This window comes from Streptomyces sp. NPDC033966 (assembly GCF_055575955.1).
The window spans coordinates 695,995-721,204 of sequence record NZ_JBVIRQ010000002.1; the positions used below are offsets into that span (position 1 = coordinate 695,995).

The window sequence follows — 25,210 nt, forward strand, 5'->3', positions numbered from 1 at the left end:
CCCATGAGCCGCACACTCGACACGACCTCCGCCGGTGCGCCGCGCGCCGGGCGCCTTCGCCCGTCGGCCGGCCGCCAGCACCACGCCGGACCGCTGGCCTACGTCCTGCTCGGCCTCGCCGCCCTGCTCTCCCTCTTCCCCCTTTACTGGAACCTGGTCGCCGCCTCCCACACGGGCGAGCGCGTGGTCGAGGCTCCGGCCCCGCTCCTGCCCGGCCCCCGGCTGTTCGACAACCTCTCCTTCGCCTGGAACCAGGTCGACATGGGCGAGGCGCTGGTCAACACGACGATCGTGGCCGGGCTCGTGGCCCTGTCCACCGTCCTGTTCTCCACCCTGGCCGGCTTCGCCTTCGCCAAACTGGCCTTCAGGGGAAAGGGCGCGCTGCTGGCGCTCGTGGTGGCCACCATGACGATCCCGCCGCAGCTCAGTGTGATCCCCCTCTACCAGATCATCACCGACCTCGGCTGGGTCGACCAGCTGCAGTCGGTCGTCCTGCCCTCGCTGGTCGCCGCCTTCGGCGTGTTCTTCATGCGCCAGTACCTCATCGAGGCCTTGCCCGTGGAGCTGGTGGAGGCGGCGCGGATGGACGGCGCGCACAGCCTGCGCATCATCTGGCACGTGGTGTTCCCGGTCGCCCGGCCCGCGATGGCCGTCCTGGGCATGCTCGTCTTCGTACAGGCATGGAACGACTTCTTCTGGCCGTTCATCGCACTGACCCCCGACGGGAGCCCCACCCTCCAGGTCGCCCTGGCCGGCCTCGGCGCGGGAAACCACACCGTCGACCAGGCCGTCGTCCTGACCGGGGCGCTCATATCCACCCTGCCGCTGCTGCTGGTCTTCGCCGTCCTCGGCAAGCACATCGTGGGGGGCATCACCGCCGGCGCCGTCAAGAACTGACGGCGTCCGTCGAGGACGGCCGACCCGTCGGTCCGTTCGCACACCCTGCCTTACGCCACCGCTCCATCCGGCACGACTTCATCCGGCACCACTTCATCCACACCCGCGTTGGGAGCGCTCTCCTATGACCGCGTCCGAGACCCGGCCGCTCACGGCCACCCGCAGCTTCCCGCCCGGCTTCCTCTGGGGCACTGCCACCGCCGCGTACCAGATCGAGGGCGCCGCCCAGGAGGACGGCCGGACCCCCTCCATCTGGGACACCTTCTCCCACACCCCCGGCAAGGTCTTCGGAGGCCACACCGGTGACGTGGCCGTGGACCACTACCACCGGTTCCCCGAGGACGTCCGTCTCATGTCGGAACTCGGCCTGGGCGCCTACCGGTTCTCCGTCTCCTGGTCCCGCGTCCAGCCGACCGGCCGGGGCCCCGCCGTCCAGAAGGGCCTGGACTTCTACCGCCGGCTCGTCGACGAACTGCTCGCCGCCGGCGTCACCCCCGCCCTCACCCTCTACCACTGGGACCTCCCCCAGGACCTGGAGGACGCGGGCGGCTGGCCCGAGCGCGCGACCGCGGAGCGGTTCGCCGCGTACACGGGCCTGGTGGCCGACGCCCTAGGGGACCGGGTGAAGCACTGGATCACCCTCAACGAGCCCTGGTGCAGCGCGTTCCTCGGCTACGCCTCCGGCGTCCACGCCCCCGGCCGTACGGACCCGGTCGCCGCCCTGCGCGCCGCCCATCACCTCAACCTCGGTCACGGCCTCGCCGTCCAGGCGCTGCGGGCGGCGCTGCCCGGGGACGGTCAGGTCGCGGTCTCCCTCAACCTCCACGAGGTGCGCCCCCTGACCTCCTCGGCCGACGACCGGGAGGCGGCCCGGCGCGTCGACGCCGTCGGCAACCGGATCTGGCTCGGGCCGATGCTGGAGGGTGCCTACCCCGAGGACCTCCTCGCGGACACCGCGCACCTGACCGACTGGTCCTTCGTCCGGGACGGCGACACCGCCACGGTGCACCAGCCCCTGGACCTGCTCGCCGTGAACTACTACACCCCGACGGTCGTCTCGCACGCGGCGGAGGGCGGGGCGGTGCCGGTGCCGCAGGACGACGGGCACGGCAACAGCGAGCACTCGCCGTGGCCCGGAGCGGAGGGCGTGGCCTTCCACCGGGCGCCGGGTGAACGTACGGCGATGGACTGGCCGGTCGACGCCGGTGCCCTGTACGACCTGCTGACCCGGACCGCCGCCCGGTACCCCGGGCTTCCGCTCCTGGTCAGCGAGAACGGCGCGGCGTACGAGGACGAGGTCGGACCCGACGGCACGGTCCACGACCCGGAGCGCGCCGCCTACGTCCATGCCCACCTCGACGCGGTGCACCGGGCGATCACGGACGGGGCGGACGTGCGCGGCTACTTCCTCTGGTCGCTGCTGGACAACTTCGAGTGGGCCTACGGCTACGCCAAGCGGTTCGGCGCCATCCACGTCGACTACGACACCCTGGAGCGCACGCCCAAATCGAGCGCGCACTGGTACTCCCGCGTGGCCCGGACGGGAGAGCTGCGCGCTCCCGGCGAGGCGTAGCGGGCGAGGCCGGTGGACTCGGCAGCGGTGCGAGCCCACCGGCACGCCGCCGGCACCGACTGCCACGATGGCCGTCCCGGTCCCGTGGCTCGTACGCAGCGTCCGGAGGAAGTCGCCGCAGGCGCTGCGACGGTCGGCCGCGAAGCTCTCGGGCGTCCACGGCTCACCGGGGTTGACGGCTGTGCCGGCAGCACCCCCGCATGCGGCTGTCGTCCCTGCTCGAACCGGAGGAGGGGCGCTACGACTTCACCTGGCTCGACGCCCACGTCGACCGCCTGCACGCGTACGGCGTGGCCGTCGACCTGGCCACCCCGACCGCTTCCCCGCCGCCCCGGCCCACCCTGGCCCACCCCGATGCGCTGCCCTGTGGCACGGGGTCGGCACCCTCCCCCGCCTCCTGGCCCGACGGGCCGGCAACAACGGGACGGGCCGCGACGTGACGTGACGTCCTCCTCGGTCCGCCCGCGCGTCCTGCACGAACGGGCACGCTCGGGCCGTACGACTACGCCACCGTGAGCGCCCCGGTCGTCGTGGCGGCCGGTGTGCACGACGTCCGCCTCCGACTGCGCGGCCGGATGCGGCTCGCACGCGTCACCTTCTCCGTCTGAGGCCCGGCCTGGTCCAAAGTCACGGCCTAGGAGCGGGCGGGCAGGCGGGTGGGATCGGCGATGATCCGGCGGACGGTCGACCATCCAGCGCCCAGCACCGGTCCGCGCCGGCCCAGGGCGGAGGGGCGTACCGCCTCCGGGGTCCAGGGCCGGACGGTGATCCGGGCGGCGAGTTCGGCGCGGACGGCCGGGAGGAGCCAGTCGGCGAGTTCGGCGTAGGCGCCGCCCAGAACGAGGCCGTCCGGGTCGATCAGGTTCACCGCAGAGGTGAGGGCGAGGCCCAGGGCCCGTCCCGCACCGTCCAGGGCGCGCAGGGTCGCCGCGTCCCCGGCGGCCGCCCGCTCGGCCAGCAGGGCCACCGGGTCGCCGGCGGGTGCGAGCCCGGCCTCGCGCAGCACGGCCGCTTCGCCCGCGTACTGCTCCAGGCAGCCGCGTGCCCCGCAGGCGCAGCGGGTGCCCTCCGGGTGGACGGGCAGGTGGCCGAGTTCCCCCGCGAATCCGCGGGCGCCGCGGAACAACTGCCCGCCGACGACCAGTGCGGCACCGATTCCGGCCTCGGCGGAGACGTGCACGAAGGTCCCGGTGGGGTCTCCCCGGTGCCACTGCTCGGCCAGCGCCCCGAGGTTGGCCTCGTTCTCCGGCTCGGGCACAGTGTCGGGGTCGGGCCAGTGGTCGGCGGGGCGTACCGCTTGCCAGCCGAGGTTGGGGGCGTGTCCGACCAGCCCGCCCGGCTCGTTCGGCACCACCCCCGGCACGGCCAGGACGCGGCCCGCGGCGCGCAGCCCGAGGGCGGCGGCCTCGGCCTCCGCCTCGGCGCCCAGCGCGGCGGCCTCCGCCAGTACCTGCCCGGCCGGCCGGCCCGCGTTGGCCCGCTCCACCCGGCGCCACACCCGGGGTTCACCGCGCAGGTCCACGACGCACGCGGCGAGATGCGTGACGCCGATCTCCAGGCCGAGGCCCGCGGGACCCCGGTCGTTCAGGGCCAGCGCCCGCCCGGGGCGGCCGACGCGGCCGCTGGGCGCGGTCTCCGTCTCGGTCAGCGCGCCGCGGCCGATGAGCTCGTCGACCATGGAGGAGACGGCCGGCCTGGTCAGGCCCGTGTGCCCGGCGACGTCCGCCCGGGAGAGCGGACCGTGCGCGGCGACCGCGCCGATCACCACCGCGAGGTTCTGCCGACGCATGCCCTGCTGCGAGGCGGGCACGGCCTCCACGCCCCCGCTCGCCCTGCCGATCCCCGCCATTGGGCCGACCTTCCTATCGTTGTGCCGGCGGGAGCTCCTGCAAGGCCCGCGCCCGCCGCAGCGTACTGGTGATCCGTTCGAGCGTGTCGTCGTCACGGGGTACGGGGTCCAGGACCCGGCCCCCGGCGGTCCGCCAGCGCCGGGCGACGGCGTCGGCGGGCTCACCCGTGAGCAGTGCGGCGGCCTGGGCGGCGGCCCCCAGCGCGACCAGCTCCCGGGCCTCGGGCACCTGGACCGCTCGGCCGGACAGTCGCAGGACGGTCTGCTGCCAGGCCCTGCCGCGGGCTCCGCCGCCGATCAGCAGCAGTGGTTCGTCGGGAGCGGGGTTCTCGCCTCCGGCGCGCAGTACGTCGTCCAGGGCCGTGAGGAGGGCGTGGGCGGCGCCGTCGTAGGCGGCCTGGAGCAGCCGGCCCGGCGTGGTGTCGTGGCGGAGGCCGTGGACCAGGCCGGAAGCGCCCGGGAGGTCCGGAGTGCGCTCGCCGTCCAGATACGGAAGCACCACCACCGTGCCGCCTGCCTCGACGTCCTCGCGGTCGCGGCCGACGAGGGCGGCGAAGCGGTCGACGGCGAGGGTGCAGTTGAGCGTGCAGGCGAGCGGCAGCCAGCCGCCGAGGGCATCGGCGAAGCCGGCGACGGTTCCGCTCGGGTCGGCCGGCCGGGTCCGGCCGACGGCGTAGACGGTGCCGGAGGTACCGAGGCTCAGCACGGGACGTCCGGGGGTCAGGCCCAGCCCGAGGGCGGCGGCCATGTTGTCACCGGTCCCGGCGGCCACCGGCGCGCCCTCGCGCAGCGGCATACCGGCCCGTACGGTGCCCGCGAGGGCGCCCGGCGGGAGGACGTGTGGGAGCAGCCCGGGGTCGAGGCCGATCCGGCCGAGGACGTCCTGGTCGTAGCCGTCCGGGCCCCACCAGCCGGTTCCCGACGCGTCACCGCGGTCCGTCACCGCCTCGCCGGTCAGCCGCTCCGTCAGGAAGTCGTGGGGAAGCCGGACGGCCGCGACGCGGTCGGCCGCGGCACGCTCGTTCGCGTGCAGCCAGGCCCACTTGGCGGCCGTGAAGGCGGCCGTCGGGACGCTGCCGGTGCGGCGCGCGAGCTCTGCCGGGCCGAACGCGGCTGCGAGTGCGGCGGCCTGCGGGGCGGAGCGGACGTCGTTCCACAGCAGCGCCGGGCGCACCGGCCGGCCGGCCGCGTCGAGGGTGACCAGGCCGTGCTGCTGGCCGGCGATCGAGCAGGCGGCCGCGCGATCCGCCCAGCCGGTGCCGGCCGTGGCCTCGCCGAGCGCCCGCCACCACTGTTCGGGGTCGCTCTCGCGTCCGGCGCCGGCGCTTACGGCGTGCGAGGCGCGGCCCTCGCCCAGGACGGCGCCGGTTTCCAGGTCGACGGCGAGGGCCTTGGTGGACTGGGTCGAGCTGTCGACACCGATCACGACACGCTGAGCAGACATGCGTTCCTCCGGTGGGGTTCCTTCTGACGTCTCGGGATACTAATTTGTTTTTCGTCATTACAAATAGCCCTCGGCCTGATCCGGAGCGCCTCATGACCAGCGACCCGCTCGTTCCCACCCCCGCGCACAGGTTCACCTTCGGCCTGTGGACCGTCGGCTGGCAGGGGCGGGACCCCTTCGGCGACGCCACCCGGACCGCCCTCGATCCCGTCGAGAGCGTGGAGCGGCTGGCCGAGCTCGGCGCCTACGGCGTCACGTTCCACGACGACGACCTGGTCCCCTTCGGCGCCGGCGACGCCGCCCGCGAGCAGGCGGTCAAGCGCTTCCGCACCGCACTCGACACGGCCGGGCTGAAGGTGCCGATGGCCACGACGAACCTCTTCACCCACCCGGTGTTCAAGGACGGCGCCTTCACCGCCAACGACCGGGACGTGCGCCGGTACGCGCTGCGCAAGACGATCCGCAACATCGACCTGGCCGTGGAACTCGGCGCGCCGGTATACGTCGCCTGGGGCGGCCGCGAAGGCGCGGAGTCCGGCGCGGCCAAGGACGTGCGCACCGCCCTCGACCGGCTGAAGGAGGCCTTCAACCTGCTGGGCGAGTACGTCGAGAACCAGGGTTACGACCTGCGCTTCGCGATCGAACCCAAGCCCAACGAGCCGCGCGGCGACATCCTGCTGCCCACCATCGGCCACGCCCTGGCGTTCATCAACGAGCTGGACCGGCCGGACCGGGTCGGCCTCAACCCGGAGGTCGGCCACGAGCAGATGGCCGGACTGAACTTCCCGCACGGCATCGCCCAGGCGCTGTGGCACGGCAAGCTGTTCCACATCGACCTCAACGGCCAGACCGGCATCAAGTACGACCAGGACCTGCGCTTCGGCGCGGGCGACCTGCGCCAGGCCTTCTGGCTGGTCGACCTGCTGGAGTCGGCGGGCTACGACGGCCCCCGCCACTTCGACTTCAAGCCGCCGCGCACCGAGGACTCCGACGGCGTCTGGGCCTCGGCGGCCGCCTGCATGCGCAACTACCTGCTCCTGGCGGAGCGAGCCCGCGCCTTCCGGTCCGATCCGGCGGTCCAGGCCGCGCTCGCCGCCTCCCGGCTGCCCGAGCTCGCCCTGCCCACCGCCGAGGACGGCCTGGCCGGGCTGCTGGCCGACCGGTCCGCCTTCGACGAGTTCGACGTCGATGCCGCCGCCCGCCGCGGCATGGCCTTCGAACAGCTGGACCAGCTCGCCCTCGAACACCTCCTCGGCGCCCGCTGAGCCGGTGCGCGCAAGAGCCGGGCCGTGACGGATCCACGGCCCGGCTCCGCCACTCCCCAGGGGGCCGGCGCCTTCGCGCCGGCCTGCCGGCTCAGGCCGGGTGGGTTCGACGCCGTCCGCCCAGGCGGAGACCGGGCGCTGGTCGTCGGCGCCGAGCGGGATGACGGAGTCGGGGCGGGCCAGCAGCGGCAGGGTGTGGAAGCCGTGGTGTTCACGGACCCAGCGGGGACCGTTGATCCGGGCACCGGTCAGGACGTTCGTCCACGTCCCTTCCGGCACGCAGTAGTCGACCGTGCCGTCGTCGGTGAAGACCGGGGCGACGAGCAGGTCGTCTCCGAGCATGTACTGCCGCTCCAGCGCGGCCGCGGCGGGGGCGTCGGGGAATTCCAACGCCATGGCGCGCATGACGGGGATGCCGGTGGCGTGGGCCTGTTGGGCGGCGCGCTGGAGCTACGGGGCGAGGCGGTGCTTGAGCAGGGTGAACTCCCGGGTGACCTCGACGGCCTCCTCCCCGTACTCCCACGGAACGCGGTAGGACTTGCTGCCGTGCAGGCGGCTGTGCCCACCCGCAGCGACAGCTCACCCGCACTGAGCTCGACCACCGGGCCGTCCACCGGGTGGCTTCCGCCGTCCGCGCTCGGTGCGCGGCGATCAGGGCCCGGAACCACGGCCAGGCCGAAGCGCCGGCCGTAGCACGCGCCCACTCGGAGTCGTCCAGCAGAGACCGGGCGGGGCTCAGTGCGCGGGGCGGCCGAGCGGTCTGCTCGGCCCGGGAGCCGTCCTCGCGCGCTGCGCCCGGTCCGGGGGTGCGGGCGGTCAGAGCTCCGGCGCCAGGCCGCGCTCGCGCAGCCAGGCCAGTTGGACGGGCGGGTTGGAGCCGAGGCCGCCGCCGTGGTCGCCGAACGGCCATACGGTCATGGTGCGGTCCGCGCCCGCGTAGTGGTTGAAGGCGGCGTAGACCGTGGAGGGCGGGCAGACCGGATCCATCAGGGCCACGCTGAACAGCGTCGGCGCGCTGGCCCGCCGGGCGAAGTGGACGCCGTCGAAGTGGCCGAGGGTGGCGAAGGCCGGCTCCACGCGGTGTCGGCTGTGCCAGCGCAGGTACTTGGCGATCTCCTGGTACGGGCCTTCGCCGCAGATCGCGGCGGCGTGGCGGAAGTGGCACAGGAACGGGACGTCCGGCATCGCGGCCGCCACGCGGTCCCCGGCGAGACCGGCGACGGCGAGCGCCAGACCGCCCCCCTGGCTGCCTCCGGCCACCACGATCCGACGGCTGTCGAGTCCGGGCAGCTCCGCGACCGCGTCCACGGCTCGCACGCAGTCGGTGATCAATCGCCGGTAGTAGTAGGTGTCGGGTGAGTCGATGCCACGGGTCATGAACCCCTCGACCCACTGCGTGCCGTCGCCCAGGCCCCGGTCCGGGGTGTCGCGGCCCTGGCCCCGGCTGTCGACGACGAGTTGGGCGTAGCCGGCGGCGGACCAGAGCAGGTGGTCGGTGGGAAGTCCGCGACCGCCGCCGTAGCCGATGTAGGTGACGACGACCGGCAGCGGGCCGGCCGCGTCGCGCGGGCGCAGCAGCCAGGCGGCCACCGGTTCGCCGTTCCAGCCGGGGAAGCGTACGTCGTCGACCTCGACGGTGTGCAGCATGTGCCGGGCGGTGACCCGCTCAACCTTGATCGCCCCGTCGTGTGAGCGGGCTTCGGCGAGGGTCCGTCGCCAGAAGTCGTCGAAACCTGTCGGATCCGGCAACTCGGGGCGGTAGTCGATGAGTTCGTCCGCGCCGAGGTCTGTGAGCGGCATGGGGGGCTTCCTCCGGTCGGAGAGGTGACGGCTTGAAGGCGTGACGGGGAGACAGGGAGACGGGGAGACGGGGAGACGAGGCTCGGCGGCCTCGGGGGGCCTCGCCCCGCAGGTCCGGGCGGTCGAGACCGCCTCGGCGACCCGGCGCACCAGGCCCTCGTCCCAGGTGGCGCCGAGACACGGCGTCGGCCGGTCGGCGGCGGGCCGGGCCCCAGCTCAGTTCCTCGGTGAACCGGCGGATGACGGTGCCGGCGTCGATCACCAGACGTCGGGGTGTGCGGTGGCGCCGGAGGAGAGGAGGGCGCACGGTCGCCTTCGGCGACGCCCCCATCGAGGTCCACGGGAACGCGGGAAGGAGGCATTGCCCACCGTCCGGACCACCAGGCCGTGGCGGACGAGTTCCTGGTGGAGGTCGCCGACTTGGCGACGGACGAAGCTGGTGGTCGCGTTCACCGCGCCTCGCCCAGTCCTCGGGATTGAAACGTCACCTCTCCCGATGAGGCATATTGTTAGCGCTCACAATATGCCTGTCAAGGAACTGGACGAGGCCTCGAAAAGGTGCGACCGGCGGGGCGGAGGGCCTCGGCCGACGCTGCGGCCGGCCCCGGGTCCGACGGCGCAGGCTGCAGGGCCGGCGGCCGGGGTCGCCGAAACCCGGCCGGACGGCAGCCAAGGGCGGAGTGCAGCAGGTGGACTCAGAACGCCGTCGAGGCCGCAGAGCCGATGCCTCCGGGAAGCGAACGGCCGGAGTCGTGCGGGGCACGCGCGCAGCAGACCGAGGACGATGTCATCGTCGGCACGGAAGACGGCGGGACGCCTCCCGGACCGGCGATCCGCGATCCCACCCGGCAGCCGGCCCCTGCACCCCCACTCCCGTCGCCGCGCTCGGCAAAGCCGCAGAAACCGCGGAAGCCGTCCGTGGCCGGCGCGCCCGGACGTCCCGCCGGGGAGCCGCCCCGGCGAGGAGGCTGCCCGCCTGCGGCGATGTTGCCCCATGGTGATCCGAACAGACCCTTGACGACACACTTGTGAGCGTTAACACTCAGGTATCGCCAGGCCGGAGCCGCTGCAGACCTGAACTTCGCGCCGGCGCGAGGAACGACTCCCGGCCGGCCCCGCTCGACCGCTTCCGGTTCTCCCAGCCGGGTCGCACTGTGCCGGTCGCGGAACATCACTGGAGGAACTGTGCGGAAGCTTTCAGCGGGACTTGTCACCCTGGGTCTGACGCTGTCGCTGGCAGCCTGCGGCCAGAGCGCCAACGGAACGGGCGACGCCGGGGCCGCCGGGAACGCCAAGGGCGGCCTCATCGGCATCGCGATGCCGACCAAGTCGTCGGAGCGCTGGATCAACGACGGCAACAACATGGTCAAGGAGTTCCAGGCCAAGGGGTACAAGACCGACCTCCAGTACGGCGACAACGTCGTGGAGAACCAGGTCGCCCAGGTGGAGAACATGATCACCAAGGGGGCCAAGCTGCTGGTGATCGCCGCCATCGACGGTTCCTCGCTCACGAACGTGCTGCAGAAGGCCGCCGACGCCCACGTCCCCGTCATCTCCTACGACCGGTTGATCCGCGGCACCGGGAACGTCGACTACTACGCGACCTTCGACAACTACAAGGTCGGCGTCCTCCAGGGCAGTTACATCGTCGACAAGCTCGGCGTGAAGGAAGGCAAGGGCCCCTTCAACGTCGAGCTGTTCGCCGGCTCGCCGGACGACAACAACGCCGCGTTCTTCTACAACGGCGCGATGAGCGTCCTCAAGCCGTACATCGACGACAAGAAGCTGGTCGTGCAGAGCGGCCAGACCTCCCTCAACCAGATCGCCACACTGCGCTGGGACGGCGGTCTCGCCCAGTCCCGGATGGACAACCTGCTGAGCAAGTCGTATACAGCCGCCCGCGTCGACGCCGTGCTCTCGCCGTACGACGGCATCTCGATCGGCATCATCTCCTCGCTCAAGGGCGTCGGCTACGGCGCCGGCCGGCCGCTGCCCGTCGTCACGGGCCAGGACGGCGAGCTGGCCTCGGTGAAGTCGATCATCGCGGGCGAGCAGACCCAGACCGTCTACAAGGACACCCGCCAACTGGCCAAGGCCGCCGTCCAGATGGGCGACGCGCTGCTGACCGGCGGCAAGCCCGAGGTCAACGACACCAGCCAGTACAACAACGGGGTCAAGACCGTGCCGGCGCAGCTGCTCCAGCCCGTCAGCGTCGACAAGGAGAACTACCAGAAGGTCCTGGTGGACAGCGGCCAGTACACCGCGGACCAGCTGAAGTAGCCCGCGGGGCCCGACCGGCGGGTCCGGCGACGACGAAACGGCGGTGCGACGCCCGGGAGACCGCCGGGCACCGCACCGCCCCGACGATACGGATGCACAACCATGGCCCGACCCGTTCTCGAGATGCGGTCGATCAGCAAGACGTTTCCCGGTGTCAAGGCCCTCTCCGAGGTCAACCTGACCGTCGCCACAGGTGAGGTGCACGCCGTCTGCGGCGAGAACGGCGCCGGCAAGTCCACGCTGATGAAGGTGCTCAGCGGGGTCTACCCCCACGGCGGCTACGAGGGCGATATCTACTTCGAGGGCGAGCCCTGCCGGTTCCGGGACATCCGGGCCAGCGAGCAGCGCGGCATCGTGATCATCCACCAGGAACTCGCGCTGGTGCCCTACCTGTCCATCGCCGAGAACATCTTCCTCGGCAACGAGCACGCCACCCGGGGCGTCATCAGCTGGCACAAGACGCTGACCCACGCCGCCGCGCTGATCCGGCAGGTCGGACTCGACGAGAGCCCGCACACCAGGATCGCCGATCTCGGCGTGGGCAAACAGCAGTTGGTCGAAATCGCCAAGGCGCTCGCCAAGAAGGTCAAGCTGCTCATCCTGGACGAGCCGACGGCCGCCCTGAACGACGAGGACAGCCGCAAGCTGCTCGACCTGATCCTCGAACTCAAGGCCCAGGGCATCTCCTGCATCCTCATCTCGCACAAGCTGAACGAGATCGCCCGGGTCGCCGACTCCGTCACCATCCTGCGCGACGGGCGGACCATCGAGACCCTCGCGATCGGTCCCGAGGGCATCTCCGAGGAGCGGATCATCCGTGGCATGGTCGGCCGCGACCTGGAACACCGCTACCCCGAGCGCGCCCCCGAGATCGGCGAGGTCGCCTTCGAGATCGAGGACTGGAGCGTCCAGCACCCGATCGACCACCGGCGCAAGGTGGTCGACGGCGTCTCGCTCAACGTCCGTCGAGGCGAGATCGTCGGCATCGCCGGCCTCATGGGCGCCGGCCGCACCGAACTGGCCATGAGCGTCTTCGGCCGCTCGTACGGTCGGTGGACCGGCGGCCGGGTGCGGCTGGACGGCCGGGAGATCCGTACCCGGACGGTGCCGGAGGCGATCGGCCACGGCATCGCCTACGTGACCGAGGACCGCAAGCAGCTCGGCCTCAACCTCAACGACGACATCAGCCGGAACATCTCGCTGAGCGCCCTCGGCAAGGTCGCCCGGCGGGGCTGGGTCGACCGGCACGAGGAGACCCGGATCGCCGAATCGTTCCGGCGGACCATGAACATCAAGGCCCCCTCGGTGTTCGCGGAGACCGGCAAGCTCAGCGGCGGCAACCAGCAGAAGGTCGTCCTCAGCAAGTGGATCTTCGCCGAGCCGGAGGTGCTGATCCTCGACGAACCCACCCGGGGCATCGACATCGGCGCCAAGGCGGAGATCTACACCGTCATCGCCGAACTCGCCGCCCAGGGCAAGACGGTACTCGTCATCTCCTCCGAACTCCCTGAACTCCTGGGCCTGTGCGACCGGATCTACACCATGGCCGAGGGCCGGATCACCGGTGAGGTCGACCGCGCGGAAGCCACCCAGGAATCCCTCATGCGGCTCATGACCATGAGCGCGGCATACCCCGACAAGCAGGTATGAGGCATGGCCCAGACCAAGACCACCCCAGAGACCACGCCCAGCACACCGCAGACCGGCCGGCGTACGTCGGCCGGTGCCGTACTGGCCCGAGCGCTGCGCGGCGACCTGCGCCAGTACGGGATGCTGCTCGCGCTGGCGCTGATCGTGCTGCTGTTCCAGTTCTGGACGGACGGCATCCTGCTCCAGCCGCTCAACATCACCAATCTGATCCAGCAGAACGGCTACATCCTCATCCTGGCCATCGGCATGATGATCGTCATCATCGCCGGGCACATCGACCTGTCGGTCGGGTCGCTCGCCGCCTTCGTCGGGGCCGCCGCCGCGGTGATGATGGTCGAGCACCACGTGCCGTGGCCCGTGGCGCTGGTGGCCGCGCTGCTGATCGGGGCCCTCGCCGGAGCCTGGCAGGGTTTTTGGATCGCCTATCTCGGGATCCCCTCGTTCATCGTCACGCTGGCCGGCATGCTGCTGTTCCGCGGTGGGACCCAGATCCTCCTGCAGGGCCAGTCGGTGGCGCCGTTCCCCAAGGGCTTCCAGAACATCAGCAGCGGCTTCCTCCCCGCCGTCGGCCCCCACACCGACTACCACAACCTCACCCTCCTGCTGGGCCTCGCGGTGCTGGCCGTCGCGATCCTGCAGGAGGTGCGCGGACGGCGGCGAGCCGCCTCGTACGGGCTGGAGCCGCTCCCGGCCGGGCTGTTCCTGGCGAAGCTCGGCGCGATCACCGCGGCCGTGGTGGCCTTCACGCTGCTGCTGGCCAGCTACCACGGGGTGCCGATCGTCCTGCTGATCCTCGGCGTCCTGCTGGTCGGCTTCGGATACGTGATGCGCAACTCGATCCTCGGCCGGCACACCTACGCCATCGGCGGCAACGAGGCCGCGGCGCGGCTGTCCGGGGTGAAGAGCAAGCGGGTCGTCTTCCTGGCCTTCGTGAACATGGGCGTTCTCGCGGCCCTGGCCGGGATGGTCTTCGCCGCGCGGCTCAACGCCGGTACACCGCAGGCCGGCATCAACTTCGAGTTGGAGGCGATCGCCGCAGCCTTCATCGGCGGGGCCTCCGCGAGCGGCGGTGTGGGTACCGTCCTCGGTGCGCTCACCGGAGGTCTGGTGCTGGGCGTGCTGAACAACGGCATGTCGCTGGTCGGCGTGGGTACCGACTACCAGCAGGTGATCAAGGGCCTGGTCCTGCTGGCGGCCGTCGGCTTCGACGTCTACAACAAGCGCAAGGCCGGAGGCTGACCCCGCCCCTGCGCCCTCCCTCCTCGGCTCGGTGCCGCCACCGCTGCGTCGATGACAGGTCCGCGCTCAGCATCCTCCCGACGGTGAAACGATTTTGGTGTGCCGTAAACGACCCGACTGCTCCAAATGATCACTCGGAGGGATGGTTTCGCTGATCAGAGGCACGGGGAGCGACCGAGACGGCAGTGTGAGGATGCCGTGCGGCAGGGAGCTGCCGACTCTCAGGAGCTCCCCGTCCGCCCCGGGTCACCGCGCGTGCCGTGCGGTGATTCCATGACTACGCAAGGAGCCGACCAAGCATGTCCACCCCTGTCGTTGACATCTGGGGGCCCGCCTCCCCGCAGGCCCGTTCCTCCTTTCCCCCCGCGCCGGCAGCGCACGACGAGTGGCCCCTGGAGGGCGGAACGGCCTGGGTGTACTACAGCCCGCTGAACCGCCGGCAGCTCATCCGGCCCGTGATCCTCTCCGACGGCTTCTCGGGCGGATCCACCGACCTGGACCAGATCTGGCAAGGGCTGGAAGAGAACGGAAACTACCGTTTCGTCAGCGAACTCCACGCCGCCGGCCGCGATGTGATCATCCTCGGCTACCACGACCGTACGGCCCCGATCACGACCAACGCCGAGACCGCGATCGAGTGCATCCGCCGGGCCATCCACGAGCGGGTGGGTACCGCGAAGCTGGCCGTGGGCGGCTTCAGCATGGGCGGGCTCATCACCCGTTACGCGCTGGCCAGGATGGAGAACGATCCCAGCCTTCCGGACCACGAGACCGCCACCTACCTCTCCTACGACACCCCGCACCAGGGGGCGTGGTTCCCCGTCTCCCTCCAAGCCTTCACCCACTACGCGACGGACAAGTGGGGAGACACCCCCACCCTGGGCCCTGTGCTGCGACAGCTTTCCGGGCTGCTCAACAGCCCGGCAGCCAAGGAGATGGCCGCCTGGCACATCGGCAAGGTCGACGCCGAGCCGGCGCAGGCACCGGAGCGGCTGGCGTTCCTCAACAAGCTCGCCGAACTCGGCGGATGGCCGCGCAACGTCCGCAAGATCGGTGTCGCCAACGGCGTGAAGACCGGCGTCGGAAACGGCGCCGAGGCCGGTGCGACCGCGGTGAGGGGCGACGGAGAGACGCTGCAGGACACCTGGCTGAAGATCCAGGCCCAGGGTGAGCAGATCGTCGCCCGGCTGCAGGCGGCGGGCGACGAGGCGACCATGGTCCGCACCAGCGGGCTGCCCGACATCGACGGCGCTCCCGGCGGTCTGTTCACCATGCAGTCCCCGGTCGGCGATACCGGCAGCTTCGGCCTCGCCGCCCTCCTCATGAGCCTTCTCGGCAACGTGGTCGACCCTGACGTCATCACCACGTCCTGCTTCATCCCCAGCATCAGCGCCGTCGCGTCGGGCGACATCACCGACGCGCAGGCGCTGCACAACCCGATCGCGGCGGGTGACAGCGCGCTCGACGCCTTCCACTGCGCAGGGCGCAACGAGGGCCACACCACGATCACCGAAGAACTCGGGGCGTGGCTCGTGAACGAGATCGCGGCCGAGTGACCACCGGGGTGGGCGGGCCGGCCCGACAACCGTCCCCGCCCACCCCGGCCCCACCCCGGTGCCGGAGAACCCCCACGAATCCACCCCCGGGCGATCTCGGCACTGGGGCCCGTTGCAGCTCACACATGCGTGGGCCAGTCAAAGGACGGCGACGGCGAGCGGCGTGTCCAGCGCGGCGCCGGCGCTGGTTGTGATCGCGGTTGTGATGGTGTTCGGGTGGCTCTGGGAGCAGGGATGCCGGGGCCCCCGGTGGCGGGTCATGCCTGGTACATCTCCTGAGTGAGCTGCAGGACGATGAATTCGGCGGGTCGCATGGTGGCGAGGCCGACCTTGATGATGAGGCGGCCTGCCGTGAGGTCGTCGTCCATGGTGAGGCCCTTGCCGATCTGGACGAAGTACGCCTCCTGCGGGGTGCTGCCCATGAAGGCGCCCTGCCGCCACAGGTCGTTCAGGTAGGTGTCGACGGCGGAGCGCACCCGCTCCCAGGTGGCCGGGGTGTTGGGCTCGAACACCGTGGAGTGCAGCGCACGCTGGATGTCGCGCTCGACCGCGTTGGCGATCCGGCGGACGGGTACATAGCGCCACTGGTCGGCGGCGGAGAGGGTACGCGCACCCCAGATCAGCGTGCCCCGCCCTTCGAAGGCGCGGATGAAGTTGAGGTTGAGGTGGGCGGCCTGGTCGGCGTCGGTGCTCGGGTGGAGCGGGGCGTCGACGCCCCGCAGGGCGATGTTGGCGGGGGCCTTCCACACGCCGCGTTCGCGGTCGACCGCGGTCCAGGCGCCCGCGACCGCGCCGCTGGGCACGACCGGCTCGTCGTCGCCGCTCTGCCGCAGCCAGGGGAAGTACACCGCCGCGTAGCCGCGCGTGTCCGCGTCCAGGTTCCAGGCGTCGATCGCCGTGCCGGCCTGTTCGGGGGTGTGGTCGCGGTCGGTGTGCAGGATCGCCACCGCCTGGTTGCGCGCGGCCCAGCCGGTCAGGGCGCGGGCCCACTCCCCGGCGGCCTCGGCGCCCTGGTCCCACAGGCCGGGGGCGACCAGGATCGTCACGTCCGTCGTGACCGCCTTCAGCGCCTCCGTGAGGGAGGAGCCGGCGGTGCTGACCAGGTAGCAGTGCCCGCCGCCGTTCTGGAAGTAGCTCTTGAGGACCGCACCCAGCGCCTTGCGCAGGTCCGCGTTGCCGTCCTCGTCGGCCAGCTTGGTGAAGTCCAGCCAGCTGCTCAGCCGGGTCCCGGACGCCGGCACGCCGGGGAAGTCACCGACGAACGCCGTCACCGCGGTCGGCCCGCCATGGACGGACAGGCTGAGGGCGAACAACTCCTCGACGTAGACGCCCGGGGACGACACGGAATCTGCCATGGGACTCTCCTTCGCGGTGGTGTGCCCAACGCGAGTGGTCATTCACGGGGACCGCAGCATCGGCGGCTGTTCGCGTGTTTTGACCAACACGACACCGCACTTCAGGTAGTGGCCCCCGAACCGACAGCCCGCACGGTCTGGGGACACCTGTCGAGGCTCGGCACGGTGGGGTGGCTCCGGGATTCGTGGGGCTGCCGGACCTTGGATCTGTCAAGAGGCACCGACTCGCCGGCTCTTGGTCATGCCGTGATCGCGGTGGCCCGGCAGGGGCCGGGCCGCGAGAGGGGACTGCCATGGCTGACGAACTGAACGCGCCTGCGGACTCGTGGACAGCGAGTCCGACGAGATCGCCAACCCGGTGCTGCTCTGGTGCCGCGAGGAGGACGGCGGCGGTGAGCGCCGACGGCGGCATCTGGCTCCTGACGCCCAAGAGCGGCCTGCCCGGCTACCTCGGAAGCGGAGACATCACCACCGCCGCCAGGTCCGCGGGCCTCTCCCAGGCCCGGACCGCCGGCGCGAGCCAGGACTGGACCGGCACCTACCTCGTGGCCGGCGCGAAGTAGCCACCCCGTTCACGGCCGGGGCAGCCGCTGCCCCGGCCGTGAACGGAACGGGCCCGTGCGGTCCGCACCCCCGCACGGGCGGGGCAGGGGGGCCGCCGCGGCGCGTGTCCTGCGCTCCTTCGCCGCGTGGATCACCGTATGAGGATGAACCGGCCCCTCGCCGCGGCGGCCACGCTCGCGGCCGGCCCGCCCCTGCCGGCGGCCGCTCCCGACCACGCCTCGATCCTCGACGGCCTCGGCGACAACGCCGGCGCGGCGAACAGCCTCAACGCCCCCGGCGCCAGCCTCAACAGCGACCTGAGCAGCTTCTCCGAGCAGGCCAACGGCAACGAGCGCACCGACTCACGGCACTGACCCGCCCCGCCGGGCCCACGGGGTCAACGACGCCGGGGGCCGGTACGGGAGCAGCCGTCAGCCGCTGCCCGTACCGGTTTCGGGGAGGTGAAGAAGGTGTGCAGCGCGGCGAGCACGTCCCTGGCGGGATCCGACGCCGGCAGGCTGAGGGATGGACCGGGCGTCTTGAGTACGGAGGGGCGTGGCGTCTGCCGGAATGAAGTGCTGGACGCCGTGTGCCGGGAGGACAGCCCTCAATGAGAGGCATGGCGTGAACCGATCGGCTGTCGTCACCGGACTGATGTACTGCGCACGTGACAGATCAGAAGCAGTGCACGGTGGTCCGAACCGGAGAGTACGAGGGAGTCCAGGGCGGCACCTTCGGCACGGGTGTCAGCGCGCAATCGGCCGGGTCAGAGCGGTTGTGTCTCCATCGGCTGGTGATGCCCGCGGGCACCCGGGGCCGCCCTCACCTGCACGAGGGACACGAGTCGGCCATCTTCATCCAGTCCGGGCAGGTCGAGGTGTGGCACGGGGAGGACCTGGCCGAGCACACGGTGCTGCGCGCGGGTGACTACATCTACATCCCCCCAGACACCCCGCACATGCCGGTGAACAGCGGCGACCAGGACATGGTGTGCCTGGTCGCGCGGACCGACCCGAACGAACAAGAGGGCGTCCGCCTGCTGCCCCTGCCGGCCCGGCTCGAGAACCAGCTTGGTCTGCTGTCCGTCGGAGCCGGCTGAGCAAGCCCTGCACCCGACCACCAGGGAGAGATTTCGGGTACAGGGTGTACGAGCCCGACCAGGATCTGCGGCGCCGGGCCCGGCAGACCGTCCACGATCTCCGCCGACACGGCTTCACCGTGCACGCGGACCTCGCGCTCGACCCGGCCGTCACCGTGGCTCTTCCCCGCAGAGCGGGTCCGGTGGCGTGGTGCGGCCCGGCCAGCACCGTACCGGCCTCGCCCATCGGGTGCGGGCCGCTGGCGCGGGCGTACGACGATCTCCACGGGCATCCAGCCCGCCAGCACGGCGTGGCAGAGCAGATACAGGCCCTCCCCGTCCTCATTTGAGTGTGCAGCGGAGGGCGTGATCACCTGTTCAGTGACTACGGTCGACGAACGAGCGGTGAGCGTGCCGCCGACCGCCCGTCATGCCGACGCTCGTATAGGTGAAGCCGGGGCTTGCCGCGCTGCGGGGTGCGGCCGGGCATGATGCGCTGACGGAGTTGGGCTGGGGTATCGTCCCGGGCCCCTGAGAGCCGGAGGGCATCGTGAACGACGACGTGGTCCGTATCGTCCCCTGTGAGGATCAGAGCGCGGAGGAAGTCGCTGAGGTCCTGTCTCAGGTGGCAGCCGAGCAGGGCCTCGTGGACGAGGTCGTGGTCGACGGGGAGGAGGTCATCGCTCCGCGTGCCCTGATGACCGGCTCGGCCCCCGTGGTGGGAGCCGGGTTCCCGCCGCCGCCCCAAAAGTCGACTGACGGCTCCTCCACCAGCGGCCAGCTCTACAAGTTGCAAGGGCCGATCGCTCTGGGGTGAGCAGGGATTCAACTGTCGTGCCCGCTGCGGCAGACGCTGTACTCGGGGACGCCAGGACCCCAGGCCCGACCCGGCCGCGCGTTCCGAGTCCCGGTGGGAGAGGCGCCGTATCGCCCCGCCCGCCCACGAGTCGGGCCGCGGCGCTGGCACCCCGCCTGGGGCGGCGTTCCCTCCTGGCTCGGGAAACATGACACGGAGAAGTAGAAGGCTTCACGCACGGCGGTCCGGACCCCGCTCCCTGACCAGGCACGCCCACGACTCGGAAGGGATGGTGACCAGTGCTGTCCAAGATCGTTCACTCCTGTATGAACAACACCAAGCGCGTACTTGTCGCCCTCATCCTTTCCGGAACCGTCCTGACCGTGTCGGGAGCTGCCCACGCCGAGGCCGCGACGGCGAACGGCCCCAGCAGGGCCGTTCCGGCTGACGGGATCCTCGGGATCGATCTCAACCACATCCTGCACGGCCTGGGCCTCGGCGTCGGCGGCCAGCTCCTCGGCAACGCCAGGGGCGAAAGCCACGCCAGGGGCCACTTCCTCCCCGCCGGCCACTCCGCCGTGGCACCGCTCCCCCTTGCCGGCGGCCTCCTGTAGCAGCCACCGGCCTCGTTTGACAGGGCGGCCCCGCTGGCGGCGGGGCCGCCGGACCCTGGCCGGATTGGGCTCGGCAGCGCCGCGTGGCCTGAGGGCCGGCCGCGAGCGTTCGTCGGGCAGGGGGTGCGGGGCCTTCGTTGCCTGAGCCGGCCGCCTCGGGGTCAGGCCAGGGCCTGGGTGGCGTACACCGCGCCGAGGGCCGCCGCGAGGGCGCCGAGCAGGAGCCGGAGCGCGGTTTCGGGAACGCGGGGCTGGAGCCGTGCGCCGAGGTAGCCGCCGATCAGCCCTCCGGCGCCGCAGGCCAGGCCCAGCCACCAGTCGGGCGCGACGGCCCCTTGACTCGCCAGGCTCAGCACGGCGTACGCGGCGGCCCCGGCGAGGGAGGTCGTGAAGGTGGCGGCGAGGGTGGCCGGTGCGATGCGGGCCATGGGCATGCCGCGCGCGGCGAGGACGGGCCCGAGCAGGGAACCGCCGCCGATCCCGTAGATCCCGCCGACCACCCCGACCGTCAGGGCGAGAGCGGCGAGTACGCGCGCCGACGGTTCGGCCGTGTCCGGCCGCCGCCGGGCGGGGCGCAGGGTGCGCAGGCACAGCCACGCGCCGAGCGGCAGCAGGAGCGCGGCGACCAGGATGCGGAAGACGTCGGGGCCGGGGAGGGCGAAGACGCGGAGGGCGGCGCCGGCGATGACGCCGGGCAGTGTCCAGGCGACGAGGCGCCGGGCCAGTGGGCCGCGCAGGGCGCCGTCGCGGCGGTAGCGCCACAGTGCGCCTGGCCCGGCGACCACGTTGAACAGCAGGTTCGTCGGCGTGACGGCGGGACTCGGCACGCCGAGGATGCTGAGCTGGACCGGCAGGAGGAAGACCGCCCCGGACACGCCGACCGGCGCGGTCACCGCCGAGATCAGCAGGCCGGCCGCGAACCCGGCCCAGATCGTCCACTCCACCGCTGCCCCCGCCGCTCCGTAATTGCCCGGTCAGTATCGACGGAGCACCCGGAGGGAGGGCGGGGCGGCAATGAGATGTTCACGAGCAGCAGGTGCAGCCCGGCTTGCAGCCGCACGCGTCCGCCTCGGCCTCGGCCGCTCCGACGGGGGCCGGCGTGCGGGCGGTGGGGGCGCAGCAGCCCTTGCCCTGCCAGGCGTCGCGCCCCTCCTTCACCGCGATGACGGCGATCACGAGGGCGGCGATCGGGTCGGCCCAGGACCAGCCGAGCGTGGCGTTGAGGACCAGGCCGACCAACAGCACGGCGGACAGGTAGGTGCACAGCAGGGTCTGCTTGGAGTCCGCGACCGTGGAGGCGGAGCCGAGTTCGCGGCCGGCCTTGCGCTGGGCGAAGGAGAGGAACGGCATGACCGCCAGGGACAGGGCGGCGATGACGATGCCGGGGACGGACCCTTCGGCCTCGCCGGTGCCGGTGAGCGCGCGGACGGCGTCGAAGGTGACGTACGCGGCGAGGGCGAAGAACGACACCGCGATGATCCGCAGGGTGCGCTGCTCGCGCGCTTCGCGGACGGCGTGGTCGCGGGCGGAGAACTGCCAGGCGACCGCGGCGGCGGAGGACACCTCGATGATCGAGTCGAGGCCGAAGCCGATCAGGGCCGTGGAGGAGGCGATCGTGCCGGCGGTGAGGGCGACGACCGCCTCGATCACGTTGTAGGTGATGGTCGCGGCGACCAGCAGGCGTATGCGCCTGGCGAGCGCTTCGCGGCGGGCCGAGGACGGTCCGAGGGACAGGGATGTCTCGGCGGCCATGGTCAGCAGCAGCCCTTCGTCTCGGTATCCACGCACGAACGGTCGCTCTCCACGGCCACCACGGCCGTGCGCAGATCGTCCAGGGCGTGGCCGAGGCGTTCGTCGGCCAGCTCGTAGCGGGTGCGGCGGCCGTCGGGCACGGTGACGACGAGGCCGCAGTCCCGCAGGCACGCCAGGTGGTTGGACAGCCGCGTACGGGAGATCCCGAGCGCGTCGGCGAGATCGGCCGGATAGGCGGGGGCATCACGCAGGGCAAGCAGGATGCGGCAGCGGATCGGGTCGGCGAGAGCGCGGCCGAACCGGGCCAGCACCTCGATGTCGGGGGCAACAGTCAGCACACCACGACAGTACACAGAATCCTGAATTCAGGAAACCATGGATCCTTAGTAGTGTTCCGCACCCGCCGCATCACTGCCCCGAGCAGCAAGCCCCCGACGCCGATCCGGCCACCCCTGCCTGGTCAAAGCCCGACGGCTTTCGGTCAGCTCTTGCGCCGCTCCCCCTTTCGAAAGACCCACGGCGGGGCTGGTCGATCTTGGGGATCGGGAACAAGAGGCTGGTGCGGACGCATGACGATCTTTGACTTGGAGGACAGCCATGGCGCCTTCGCCGCGCAGCACTGCCGCAACGGTTCTGGCCTGGGGAGCGGGGAGGGTCGGGCAGATGGGTGACGGGACGACCGCGGACCGGTTGAGCCCCGGGCGGTGACGGGGCTGGTGCCGGCCGATGTGGTGAAGATCGCCAGCGGGGGAACGAACTCCCCCGACACCCTCACGCTCGCCCTGGGCACCGGCGGCACGGTCAAGTCATGGGGCGCCAACCACGCGGGTCAGCTCGGCGACGGCAGCACCACGCAGCACTCGGAGCCGGTGTCCGTCTCCCAGCTCGCGGGTATCAAGGACGTCGCTGCCGGGGGCGGCACGCCCTGGCGCTCGACGCCGTCGGCAAGGTGTACGCCTGGGGTGACAACACCTACGGACAGCTCGGCAGCGCCACCACCGGCGACGACCGGACCGCTCCGGGCCGGGTCGGGGGCCTGGGCAAGGTCAAGGAGATCGCCGCCGGCAGTGACTTCAGCCTCGCCCTGCTGGAGGACGGCGTCGGCGATGGCGCACGCCGGGCGCGATCGGGCTCGCCGCGCTTGACGCCCTCGGCCTCCGCGAGGGCGGATCGGCCTCCAGATTCCCCGTGCCGTGATGCCCCAGCCCCGTCACGTCCCTGGTGAAGCCCGTCTCCAGGTCGACGGCTCCTAGCGCGCACTTGAGGTAAACGAGGATCTTGTCCTGGCGCGTCGTGAGGCAGGCGAAATTCCGGAGCCGCTGGTACGCGTCGTACTGCTTGCGCCGGACCTTCGACACGTCCTCCCCCAAGCTGAGCAACACCTCATCCACCGCCGCCAGCTCCGCCACAGCCCCGGTCTCGCGTCGGGCAGGCACCGCCTCCGCGCCACGACTCCGGCGCCCGTGTGAAGCCGACCTGACCCGGGCGCCGACCGAAGCGAGCGTGTCCAGCGCGATGTGGTGATCGCTGTAGAGGCGGTACCTCACCAGGTCGATCGAGTGGCGGTGCTCGTGCACCGCGTGCAGGTCGTACCTACTGAAGTCGCCAGCGATGCAGATCAGACGCGGCGCACTCCAAAGCACCTGCGAAGCTGCCGTCGCCCCGAGGCGGTCGCGAACCAGCGTCTGGAACTCGGAGCGGTGGTCCATCAGCCACGCCATGTATTGATCAGAAACTCAAAGGGTTCTCGTCGAGGGTGTATCGGACGTGGGGGCCGTGGAAGTAGCTGCGGACGACGTGCGGCTGATGCTGACGGCGGTGGAAGAACCGTCTGGTCTCGCTGGCGAGTTGGGCCTGGCTGCGTGCCTTGCTGCTCGCGGGCAGGCTGCGCTTGAGGTCGGCGTTGACGAGTTCGTCGGGGTTCAGCTCGGGTGAGTACGACGGCAGGAAGTGCAGCTCGACTCGGTCGGAGTGATCGGCCAGCCCGTCGCGGACCGTGCGGGAGCGGTGGGCGGAGTGCCGGTCCACCACGAGGTGGAACCTTGCGGTCGAAGTGGCCGGCCAGACGGTCGAGGAAACGGCACATCACTTTCGCGTCGAAGCTCTCGGTGAACACCATGAAGTGCATGCGGCCCTTCGTGCTGATCGCTGACATCGCATTCACCGAGATCCGGTTCCCGGTCCGCCGCACGATCGGGGTGCGGCCCCGTTCGCCCCAAGTGCGGCCGCTGACCTGGTCGGAGCGGATGCCGACCTGATCCGCGAAGAGGATCTCGCCGCCCTCGGCCTTCGCCTTCGCGCGGATCGCCGGCCAGGTCTCCTCCAGCCAGGCCCGCACCGCCTGCGGATCCTGCTCGATCGCCCGCTTGTCGGGTCGCTGGAACGACCGTCCCCATCGCTTGAGGTACTTGCCCACTCCCGGCTCGGTGAGCCTCACCCGGTACAGCTTCGAGATCAGCACACCGACCTGGCCACGAGTCCACAACTGCCCCGAAAGCCCCAGGTCACAAGGGCGGTGATCGAGTACCGCCTGCCGAAGGGCCGCCTGCTCGGCCTCGGACAGCACCTGATGCTCACCCACACGCTTGCCCCGCGGGCGAGCGGTCAGAGCCTCACGGCCACCGGCCCGCCACTTCACCCACCAGCCATCCACCGCCTTCAGCGAGACCCTGAACACCGCCGCGACCTCCTCACGGTCCCGGCCCTCCACCAACGCGGCCACCGCCCGCAGCCGCAACGCTTCCTGCGCCGACGGCGACAGATGCCGCGCGTCCCCCACCAGATCGCTCACACCCATACGACGACCCAGAACCCCAACCGTTGCGGATCAATACCTGCGCGGCGAACTCGGCCGCGCGGAACAAGCCCTCGCCGCAGCCGAGCGCGAGGCCGCCACCGCCCGGAAACCGGCGGCGGTGCAGGAGCGGCCCACGTGGCTGGTCCAACGCGGGATCGGCGCTGGCCGGCTCCCCACACGGCTCCACATCGGAGCCTGCCGGGACACCGGCAAACTTCTCCGGCCGCCCGCCGCGCGGGGTCTCGCAGGCCGGGATGCGCAGCGAATGCCAGCGGCGCACGGGTACACCGGTACACCGACACCTCGTCCTGCAGATCCTTGAAGACCGGCACAGACCAGGCGCCGTGCCCGCGCCGTCGCACGCCACGCTCTACCGGCTCGTTCGCCAGCTCGCCCGGCCCGCTGAGCTCCACGGCCGCCCCCGTGCGCACCTCGCCCATCACCAGCGACGGTCGCGGGTTCACCCCGACCGTGGCGCTGCCGCCCGGGGAGCAGATCCACATCGACACCACCCGTCTGGATGTTCCTGGCGGTGGCTGTGGCGGCTCATGGACGGGCGGACGACGCTGGTGGCGGCGCGCCGGCTGAGTACGGTCGCCACCATGGACCGGCTCGTCGTCCTCGACCACGGACGGCGCCTACGCAAAGCTGTGGCAGCACCAGTCGGGCGGTTCCCTCGACGAAACCCCCGCGGGTGCCGACCTGCCCTGAACCGGAGCTCG

At 71.7% G+C, this 25,210-nt stretch carries 22 protein-coding genes and 4 pseudogenes; 16 read left to right on the forward strand and 10 right to left on the reverse strand.

Translation table 11 applies throughout. The features are described 5' to 3' along the window. Positions 1 to 3: 3 nt before the first annotated feature. From ACZ518_RS08635 to ACZ518_RS08645, 3 genes are all read left to right on the forward strand, one after another. On the forward strand, positions 4 to 897 hold the full coding sequence (locus ACZ518_RS08635) for a carbohydrate ABC transporter permease (RefSeq protein ID WP_469112263.1): 894 nt from the start codon (positions 4 to 6) through the stop codon (positions 895 to 897). 124 nt (positions 898 to 1,021) lie between these two features. Next, complete coding sequence (locus tag ACZ518_RS08640) at positions 1,022 to 2,470, forward strand: glycoside hydrolase family 1 protein (RefSeq protein WP_469112264.1); 1,449 nt, start codon at positions 1,022 to 1,024, stop codon at positions 2,468 to 2,470. A 200-nt stretch (positions 2,471 to 2,670) separates the two neighbouring features. Further along, positions 2,671 to 2,910 (forward strand): beta-galactosidase, encoded by a 240-nt coding sequence (locus tag ACZ518_RS08645; protein WP_469112265.1) that lies wholly within the window; start codon positions 2,671 to 2,673, stop codon positions 2,908 to 2,910. A gap of 194 nt (positions 2,911 to 3,104) precedes the next feature. Here the strand turns inward: ACZ518_RS08645 and ACZ518_RS08650 are convergent, their stop codons facing one another. Together ACZ518_RS08650 and xylB are read right to left on the reverse strand one after the other, a co-directional pair. After that, positions 3,105 to 4,319: an ROK family protein gene (locus ACZ518_RS08650; RefSeq protein ID WP_469112266.1), complete on the reverse strand. Its 1,215-nt coding sequence runs from the start codon at positions 4,317 to 4,319 to the stop codon at positions 3,105 to 3,107. A gap of 13 nt (positions 4,320 to 4,332) precedes the next feature. Continuing rightward, positions 4,333 to 5,763 (reverse strand): xylulokinase, encoded by a 1,431-nt coding sequence (gene xylB, locus ACZ518_RS08655; RefSeq protein WP_469112267.1) that lies wholly within the window; start codon positions 5,761 to 5,763, stop codon positions 4,333 to 4,335. Positions 5,764 to 5,855: 92 nt separating this feature from the next. Between xylB and xylA the strand changes: the two genes are divergently transcribed. Continuing rightward, positions 5,856 to 7,028: a xylose isomerase gene (gene xylA, locus ACZ518_RS08660; protein WP_469112268.1), complete on the forward strand. Its 1,173-nt coding sequence runs from the start codon at positions 5,856 to 5,858 to the stop codon at positions 7,026 to 7,028. 105 nt (positions 7,029 to 7,133) lie between these two features. Here the strand turns inward: xylA and ACZ518_RS08665 are convergent. Then, positions 7,134 to 7,589 (reverse strand): annotated as a pseudogene (locus tag ACZ518_RS08665) (alpha-xylosidase); the annotation flags it as partial. 255 nt (positions 7,590 to 7,844) lie between these two features. After that, positions 7,845 to 8,828, reverse strand: coding sequence for an acetylxylan esterase (locus tag ACZ518_RS08670; protein WP_469112269.1), 984 nt, complete (start codon positions 8,826 to 8,828; stop codon positions 7,845 to 7,847). A 1,185-nt stretch (positions 8,829 to 10,013) separates the two neighbouring features. Here ACZ518_RS08670 and chvE point away from each other — a divergent pair. From chvE to ACZ518_RS08690, 4 genes are all read left to right on the forward strand, one after another. After that, positions 10,014 to 11,108, forward strand: a complete 1,095-nt coding sequence (chvE, locus tag ACZ518_RS08675) for a multiple monosaccharide ABC transporter substrate-binding protein (RefSeq protein WP_469112270.1) — start codon at positions 10,014 to 10,016, stop codon at positions 11,106 to 11,108. 102 nt (positions 11,109 to 11,210) lie between these two features. Beyond that, complete coding sequence (gene mmsA / locus ACZ518_RS08680; protein WP_469112271.1) at positions 11,211 to 12,758, forward strand: multiple monosaccharide ABC transporter ATP-binding protein; 1,548 nt, start codon at positions 11,211 to 11,213, stop codon at positions 12,756 to 12,758. Positions 12,759 to 12,761: 3 nt separating this feature from the next. Next, positions 12,762 to 13,997 (forward strand): multiple monosaccharide ABC transporter permease, encoded by a 1,236-nt coding sequence (mmsB, locus tag ACZ518_RS08685; RefSeq protein ID WP_469112272.1) that lies wholly within the window; start codon positions 12,762 to 12,764, stop codon positions 13,995 to 13,997. A 299-nt stretch (positions 13,998 to 14,296) separates the two neighbouring features. Beyond that, positions 14,297 to 15,553, forward strand: a complete 1,257-nt coding sequence (locus tag ACZ518_RS08690; RefSeq protein ID WP_469112273.1) for an esterase/lipase family protein — start codon at positions 14,297 to 14,299, stop codon at positions 15,551 to 15,553. Positions 15,554 to 15,810: 257 nt separating this feature from the next. On the opposite strand, the gene ACZ518_RS08695 is transcribed toward ACZ518_RS08690, so the two are convergent. After that, positions 15,811 to 16,908 (reverse strand): phage tail sheath family protein, encoded by a 1,098-nt coding sequence (locus tag ACZ518_RS08695; RefSeq protein ID WP_469112274.1) that lies wholly within the window; start codon positions 16,906 to 16,908, stop codon positions 15,811 to 15,813. 392 nt (positions 16,909 to 17,300) lie between these two features. On the opposite strand from ACZ518_RS08695, the gene ACZ518_RS08700 reads away from it, so the two are divergent. From ACZ518_RS08700 to ACZ518_RS08720, 5 genes are all read left to right on the forward strand, one after another. Further along, on the forward strand, positions 17,301 to 17,471 hold the full coding sequence (locus tag ACZ518_RS08700) for a DUF3052 family protein (protein ID WP_469112275.1): 171 nt from the start codon (positions 17,301 to 17,303) through the stop codon (positions 17,469 to 17,471). Between the two features lie 144 nt (positions 17,472 to 17,615). Next, positions 17,616 to 17,825, forward strand: a complete 210-nt coding sequence (locus ACZ518_RS08705; protein ID WP_469112276.1) for a hypothetical protein — start codon at positions 17,616 to 17,618, stop codon at positions 17,823 to 17,825. Between the two features lie 422 nt (positions 17,826 to 18,247). Beyond that, positions 18,248 to 18,550 (forward strand): cupin domain-containing protein, encoded by a 303-nt coding sequence (locus ACZ518_RS08710; protein ID WP_469112277.1) that lies wholly within the window; start codon positions 18,248 to 18,250, stop codon positions 18,548 to 18,550. Between the two features lie 529 nt (positions 18,551 to 19,079). Continuing rightward, positions 19,080 to 19,346 carry a hypothetical protein gene (locus ACZ518_RS08715; RefSeq protein ID WP_469112278.1) on the forward strand — a complete coding sequence of 89 codons (267 nt, stop codon included), beginning with the start codon at positions 19,080 to 19,082 and terminating at the stop codon, positions 19,344 to 19,346. A gap of 305 nt (positions 19,347 to 19,651) precedes the next feature. Further along, positions 19,652 to 19,939, forward strand: coding sequence for a hypothetical protein (locus tag ACZ518_RS08720; protein ID WP_469112279.1), 288 nt, complete (start codon positions 19,652 to 19,654; stop codon positions 19,937 to 19,939). Between the two features lie 161 nt (positions 19,940 to 20,100). Here the strand turns inward: ACZ518_RS08720 and ACZ518_RS08725 are convergent, their stop codons facing one another. The 3 genes from ACZ518_RS08725 to ACZ518_RS08735 form a co-directional block, all read right to left on the reverse strand. Beyond that, positions 20,101 to 20,883, reverse strand: a complete 783-nt coding sequence (locus tag ACZ518_RS08725; protein ID WP_469112280.1) for a sulfite exporter TauE/SafE family protein — start codon at positions 20,881 to 20,883, stop codon at positions 20,101 to 20,103. A 79-nt stretch (positions 20,884 to 20,962) separates the two neighbouring features. Next, positions 20,963 to 21,691: a cation diffusion facilitator family transporter gene (locus ACZ518_RS08730; RefSeq protein WP_469112352.1), complete on the reverse strand. Its 729-nt coding sequence runs from the start codon at positions 21,689 to 21,691 to the stop codon at positions 20,963 to 20,965. 2 nt (positions 21,692 to 21,693) lie between these two features. Beyond that, a complete protein-coding gene (locus ACZ518_RS08735; protein ID WP_469112281.1) occupies positions 21,694 to 22,029 on the reverse strand; it encodes an ArsR/SmtB family transcription factor in 336 nt (111 codons plus the stop codon). A gap of 393 nt (positions 22,030 to 22,422) precedes the next feature. On the opposite strand from ACZ518_RS08735, the pseudogene ACZ518_RS08740 reads away from it, so the two are divergent. Together ACZ518_RS08740 and ACZ518_RS08745 are read left to right on the forward strand one after the other, a co-directional pair. Continuing rightward, a pseudogene (locus tag ACZ518_RS08740) lies at positions 22,423 to 22,551 on the forward strand (RCC1 domain-containing protein); the annotation flags it as partial. Continuing rightward, positions 22,500 to 22,718: pseudogene (locus tag ACZ518_RS08745) on the forward strand (hypothetical protein); the annotation flags it as partial. The pseudogenes ACZ518_RS08740 and ACZ518_RS08745, both read left to right, overlap by 52 nt. 46 nt (positions 22,719 to 22,764) lie before the next feature. On the opposite strand, the gene ACZ518_RS08750 reads toward ACZ518_RS08745, so the two are convergent. After that, complete coding sequence (locus tag ACZ518_RS08750) at positions 22,765 to 23,412, reverse strand: DUF5655 domain-containing protein (RefSeq protein WP_469112282.1); 648 nt, start codon at positions 23,410 to 23,412, stop codon at positions 22,765 to 22,767. After that, a complete protein-coding gene (locus ACZ518_RS08755) occupies positions 23,400 to 24,482 on the reverse strand; it encodes an IS630 family transposase (RefSeq protein WP_469112283.1) in 1,083 nt (360 codons plus the stop codon). Before ACZ518_RS08755 ends, ACZ518_RS08750 begins: the two co-directional genes overlap by 13 nt. Positions 24,483 to 25,024: 542 nt before the next feature. On the opposite strand from ACZ518_RS08755, the pseudogene ACZ518_RS08760 reads away from it, so the two are divergent. Next, positions 25,025 to 25,199, forward strand: a pseudogene (locus ACZ518_RS08760) (ABC transporter ATP-binding protein); the annotation flags it as partial. Between the last annotated feature and the right edge of the window lie 11 nt (positions 25,200 to 25,210).